Source organism: Flavobacterium sp., assembly GCF_003525665.1.
Classification (GTDB): Bacteria; Bacteroidota; Bacteroidia; order Flavobacteriales; family Flavobacteriaceae; genus Flavobacterium.
In genome coordinates this window covers 11572-16801 of record NZ_DQDX01000194.1, presented here as the reverse complement: position 1 = coordinate 16801, position 5230 = coordinate 11572, and the positions used below count along the sequence as shown (strand labels likewise).

Sequence of the window (5230 nt, the reverse complement as noted above, 5' to 3'; positions counted from 1 at the left end):
TAAAATAAATACTTTTATAAAATGAAGTATAAAAATAAATAGCCAAATGGTAATTGCCCAAATGTACCAATTATTTGGTTCGCCAATATTCATCAATTTATTTGCGATAAAAAGAAAAATACTAGCTAAAAAGAATACTACAAAATGGGTATAAAGCCCTTTTTTTTGTTTAATTCTCTTTCGAGCATATTCATACATTTCTATTTGTTCACTGTCCATAACGTTAAAATTTGTTTTTAAAGGTATGAAATTTATTTAAAAAACAAAATTGTGATTTCAGTATAGCATATTAAGAAAACGTTTTCTTATTTGAAAAGTAAAATTTAACAAGCTATAAATTAAGAATTTAAGTAGAAATTGGGGCAAATTTTATTAAAACAATAAATCTGCAACACCTTGTTATTTGTTAATTAATATTGCTTTACTTTGTCTCACTAATCTATAAATGAAATAGTTATGGCAATCAAGAAGCAATTTATAAAAACAAAACCAGTTTGTAAAGTTACTTTCTCTTTAGAAGCGAAAGAAGCAAATACAGCTGCAGTTATTGGTGATTTCAACAGTTGGAATCCAGCAGAAGGTGAATTATCAAAGTTAAAAAACGGAACGTTTAAAGCTACATTTGATTTGCCAAAAGACAACACATTTGAATTCAAATATCTAGTTGACGGTGCTTATGTTAATGATCCAGAAGCAGATAGTTTCCGTTGGAACGAATTTGCAAATGCTGAAAATAGTGTTTTAGAGGTTTAGGTTTTGTTTGTTTATATTTAAAATCCGTTCATTTTTTAAGTGAACGGATTTTTTTTATTAGAATAATTTGGCAACTTCAAGATTCACAAATTCTAAAAACTTCTCGTCTTTTTCTGTAAACGGATCAAGAACATGACTATCAATATCTATTTGACCAATATTTACATCATTTATAAAAAGTGGCACCACAATTTCAGATTTTACTGTAAAACTACACGCGATGTAATTGTCTTGAGCAGCAACATCTGGCACTACAAAATTCTGATTTGAAACAGCAACTTGTCCGCAAATACCTTTTCCAAACGGAATTACAGTATGATCGGTTTCGGCACCAACGTAGGGACCAAGATGTAATGTTTTAGTATCGTGATTGGCAAAATAAAATCCAACCCAATTGTAATAGTCAACAGAATCAGATAAAAATTGACATAGATTTTTTAATTTCTCATCTCTAGAACCAGTATCAGAAAGAATCGAAATTACCGATGGTTTTAAACTTTCAAAACTCATAAATTTATTTTTTATGCAAAAGTAATTATTGTGTGTCTTAACTTTTTATATAAATTTGTTAAAAAAAATAAATTGAAAAAATATTTTAAAGAATACAAACCTTTTTTGCTTTTTTTATCAAAATTTATAGGAGCTTATTTAGTTTTGACTTTTGCTTATTACAGTTATTTAGGTATATATGATCAACAGAAGTTTGAAGTTGATGGCTTTACACAAATTGTTGCTAATCAAACTACTAAACTAATTTCGGTGTTTGATTCAAGAACTCACGTTGAACCCAATTTTACCGAGCCAAGTGTGAATTTATTTTACAGAGAAAAGTGGGTTTCGAGAATAATTGAAGGTTGTAACGCTTTGAGTGTAATGATTTTATTTGTGAGTTTTATATTTGCATTTTCAGGAAAATTCAAGCAAACAGTACTTTTTATTCTATTTGGATGCATTTCAATCCATATTTTTAATATCATCAGAATTGCACTTTTAGGAGTTTCAATGTTTCATTATCCACAATATCAAGAAGTACTTCACGGCGTTATTTTTCCGTTGTTTATCTATGGAGTCGTTTTTATTTTATGGATTGTTTGGGTTATTAAATTTTCATCTTATGCTAAAAAATCTTCTAAAAGATAAAACTAGAGCTGCAATAACGCTTTTTTTAATACTGCTTTTAATTGCTATTCGCGTTTTTGAATCCAACTTATTTTACGATCCATTTTTAGTTTATTTTAAAAATGAATTTACAAATGCGCCTTATCCTAACATCAGTATTTTAAAACTATTTTTCAGCTACGGATTCCGATTTTATATTAATTCGATGATTTCATTAGCATTGATTTATATGATTTTTAAAGACACCAAAATCGTGAAATTTTCAATTTTACTTTACATGGTTTTCGGAAGTATTTTAATGATTAGTTTCTTTTTTGTTTTAAAGTTTTTTGGACCAGAAAGCAAAATGATTTTATTCTACATCAGAAGATTTATCATTCAGCCAATATTTGTAATGTTATTTATTCCAGCGTTTTATTATCAAAAAAGAATGAAATAACAATTTATTATGAGTTTAGTAAGTTCTTTAATAGTATCTTTGCAACATGCAATTTAAAAAGCACATAAGTCTATTAATCGCGTTTTTCCTTTTGGTTTCCAATTCGGGATTAGCTTTTAATGTGCATTATTGTGGCGATAAAATTGCGGCTGTTTCTTCTGTTTTTTCGAATGAAGAAGTTTGTGTTGTTCCTGTAAAAGAAGAAAAAAAATGTTGTGCTAAAAAAGAAACTTCGCACAAAAAATGTTGTTCAGATAAAGAAGTAAATCTTAAGAATAAAGCTGAGAAAATTGTAGTAAAATCAATTACTTTCGACTTACAATCGGTTTATTATATTAATGAATGGAAAGCAATTTCATTTTCATCTGAAACAACTCCATTAAATATTCAATCTGTTGCCTATTACTGCGATGCCAATTCGCCGCCTTTTTATAAACTCTACTGTCAATTTACGCTATTCGGATAAGTTTAATGTTCATTTAATTTTAAAACAATTATGAATATTAAACCATTATTTAATGAAAAAAGCACTAGTTTTCTCAATGCTTTTGGCTGTTACAATATCATTTTCTCAAGAGAAATTGGAGGATGTAAAAGTCACAGGAAAGCAAAAAGGAATAAAAAAATCACTTACCAAAACGGCTAATACAACTTTAGTATCTAGCAAAGAATTACTCAAAGCGGCATGCTGTAACCTAGCAGAAAGTTTTGAAACCAATCCATCAATTGATGTAAATTTCTCTGACGCGTTGACTGGAACCAAACAGATAAAAATGTTGGGTTTAACAAGTCCATATTTAATGATTACTGAGGAAAATATTCCTTCGGTTCGTGGCGCTTCTCAAGCTTACGGATTATCATTTACACCTGGAACTTGGGTAGAAAGTATCCAAATTACAAAAGGTGCAGGAAGCGTTGTGAATGGATTTGAAAGTATTTCAGGTCAAATAAACACCGAGTTAATTAAACCAGCATCAGACATTCCGTTCTTTTTAAATGCTTATGGTTCAACCGATAGTAGGTTTGAATTAAACACCCATTTCAATAAAAAAGTATCCGATAAATGGGCGACAAGTTTGTTCGTTCACGGAAATGCTCGTGTGGCAAAAAATGATATGAACGATGATGGTTTTCTAGACAATCCGCTTGGAAGACAATTAAATGTTGCTAACAGATGGCAATATTCTAATCCAGAAGCGGGTTGGGTTACGTTCTTGAATGCGAGATACATGCGTGATGAAAAACAAACAGGAGAATTAGATTTTAATCCTGGTAGAGATAAGTTAACAACCAATTATTGGGGTTCAGAAATTGTAACTGATCGATTTGATTTTAGCTCGAAAGTGGGTTATGTTTTCAAAGACATGCCGTATCAAAGCATCGGATTTCAAAATGCCTTTAGCAACCACAATCAAGAATCTTATTTTGGATTAAACCAGTACAACATCAAACATCAAAGTTTTTATTCGAATCTGATTTTTAATTCGATTATTAGTAATACAATGCACAAATTTTCTACAGGTTTGAATTTTACTTATGACAAATATGCCGAATTTGTAAACTTGGCTGATGTAAGTAGAATTGATAATTCTGTTGGAGCATTCTTCGAGTATACTTACGATGATACTGATAAATTCAGTTATATTTTGGGAGGAAGATTTGATTATCAAAATAGGTTAGGAGCATTTTTTACACCAAGATTACATGTTCGATACAATCCATGGGAAAAATCAGTGTTTCGATTTTCTGCTGGAAGAGGAAAACGTGCTGCTAATATTTATGCAGAAAACCAACAGCTTTTTGCTAGTTCAAGAGTGTTTTCTGTTTTAGATTCTAATGGAAAAATCTACGGATTAGATCCAGAAATCGCTTGGAATTACGGTATTAGTTTTACTCAGAATTTCATCTTATTTGGCAAAAGCGCCGACGTAACTGTAGATTTTTACAGAACCGATTTTCAAAATCAAGCAGTTGTAGATGTAATGCAAAGTCCGCAAGAAGTTTTATTTTACAATTTACGAGGTGATTCGTATGCCAATAGTTTGCAAATCGATTTTAATTATGAAATTGTAAAGCACTTTAATTTAAGAACGGCTTACAAATATTATGACATTTCTACCGATTATTTATCGGGAAGTTTTCAAAGACCACTGCAGGCCAAACATCGTTTATTTGGAAATTTAGAATACGAAACACACATTAAAGAAAAAGGACAACAATGGAAGTTTGATTTTACATTAAACTGGTTGGGAAAACAGCAATTGCCTTTTACTGCTTCAAATGCTCCTGAAGACAGATTGCCAGAGTATTCACCTTCATTTTCGGTGATGAATGCTCAAATTACAAGAACATTTTCAAGTACTTTCGAAATGTATATTGGTGGCGAAAACATTGGAAATTATAGACAAGACAAAGCGATTTTAGGAGCAAACGATCCTTTCGGTACGTCTTTTGATACCTCAATTGTGTACGCGCCAGTTTTTGGTCAAATGTATTATGCAGGATTGCGATTTAAAATAAAATAATAAATTTAAAATATAAGATAATGAAAAATATAATTTTAGGAATGATGTTGCTATTTGTAACGCTTTCAACTCAAGCTCAAGAGAAAAAAAATAAAAATGCCAAACTTGATATTGAAGTGAATGGCAATTGTGAAATGTGTAAAAAGCGAATTGAGAAAGCGGTATTTTCTGTAAAAGGAGTAAAAAGTGCTGAGTATCATATTGATGATAAAACCTTGCATTTAATTATCAACGAAGAAAAATGTTCTTCATTGGATGTGAAAAAAGCCATTGCAAAAGCAGGTCATGATTCAGACGAAGTGAAAGCTACCGATGCAGATTATGACAAATTGCATGGATGTTGTCAATACGAAAGAAAATAACAAAAATTTAATAGTATAAAAGCTGTCTCTTA

At 30.4% G+C, this 5230-nt stretch carries 8 protein-coding genes; 6 read left to right on the top strand and 2 right to left on the bottom strand.

The features are described from left to right. A partial coding sequence (locus DIU01_RS13710; protein ID WP_290835378.1) for a 2TM domain-containing protein occupies window positions 1-219 on the bottom strand: 219 nt, incomplete at its 3' end. Between the two features lie 237 nt (window positions 220-456). On the opposite strand from DIU01_RS13710, the gene DIU01_RS13705 reads away from it, so the two are divergent. After that, window positions 457-753, top strand: coding sequence for an isoamylase early set domain-containing protein (locus DIU01_RS13705; RefSeq protein WP_290835376.1), 297 nt, complete (start codon window positions 457-459; stop codon window positions 751-753). Between the two features lie 57 nt (window positions 754-810). Here DIU01_RS13705 and DIU01_RS13700 read toward each other — a convergent pair whose 3' ends face one another. Beyond that, window positions 811-1263, bottom strand: coding sequence for a GAF domain-containing protein (locus DIU01_RS13700; RefSeq protein ID WP_290835374.1), 453 nt, complete (start codon window positions 1261-1263; stop codon window positions 811-813). Window positions 1264-1335: 72 nt separating this feature from the next. Between DIU01_RS13700 and xrtF the strand changes: the two genes are divergently transcribed. From xrtF to DIU01_RS13675, 5 genes are read left to right on the top strand one after another with little or no spacing between them, the layout of a single operon-like run. Then, window positions 1336-1893: an exosortase family protein XrtF gene (gene xrtF, locus DIU01_RS13695; protein ID WP_290835372.1), complete on the top strand. Its 558-nt coding sequence runs from the start codon at window positions 1336-1338 to the stop codon at window positions 1891-1893. Beyond that, window positions 1868-2311, top strand: coding sequence for an exosortase F system-associated protein (locus DIU01_RS13690; protein ID WP_290835370.1), 444 nt, complete (start codon window positions 1868-1870; stop codon window positions 2309-2311). Before xrtF ends, DIU01_RS13690 begins: the two co-directional genes overlap by 26 nt. 46 nt (window positions 2312-2357) lie before the next feature. Continuing rightward, window positions 2358-2777 carry a hypothetical protein gene (locus DIU01_RS13685; protein WP_290835368.1) on the top strand — a complete coding sequence of 140 codons (420 nt, stop codon included), beginning with the start codon at window positions 2358-2360 and terminating at the stop codon, window positions 2775-2777. A 52-nt stretch (window positions 2778-2829) separates the two neighbouring features. Beyond that, entirely contained in the window at window positions 2830-4836 is a 2007-nt protein-coding gene (locus tag DIU01_RS13680; RefSeq protein WP_290835366.1) for a TonB-dependent siderophore receptor, read from the top strand. Between the two features lie 20 nt (window positions 4837-4856). Further along, window positions 4857-5198: a heavy-metal-associated domain-containing protein gene (locus DIU01_RS13675; RefSeq protein WP_290835364.1), complete on the top strand. Its 342-nt coding sequence runs from the start codon at window positions 4857-4859 to the stop codon at window positions 5196-5198. Window positions 5199-5230: the final 32 nt, after the last annotated feature.

Coding starts and splice junctions, on each gene's coding strand:
- DIU01_RS13705 (WP_290835376.1), top strand. CDS start 457: ATGGCAATCAAGAAGCAATTTATAAAAACAAAACCAGTTTGTAAAGTT.
- DIU01_RS13700 (WP_290835374.1), bottom strand. CDS start 1,263: ATGAGTTTTGAAAGTTTAAAACCATCGGTAATTTCGATTCTTTCTGAT.
- DIU01_RS13690 (WP_290835370.1), top strand. CDS start 1,868: ATGCTAAAAAATCTTCTAAAAGATAAAACTAGAGCTGCAATAACGCTT.
- DIU01_RS13685 (WP_290835368.1), top strand. CDS start 2,358: ATGCAATTTAAAAAGCACATAAGTCTATTAATCGCGTTTTTCCTTTTG.
- DIU01_RS13680 (WP_290835366.1), top strand. CDS start 2,830: ATGAAAAAAGCACTAGTTTTCTCAATGCTTTTGGCTGTTACAATATCA.
- DIU01_RS13675 (WP_290835364.1), top strand. CDS start 4,857: ATGAAAAATATAATTTTAGGAATGATGTTGCTATTTGTAACGCTTTCA.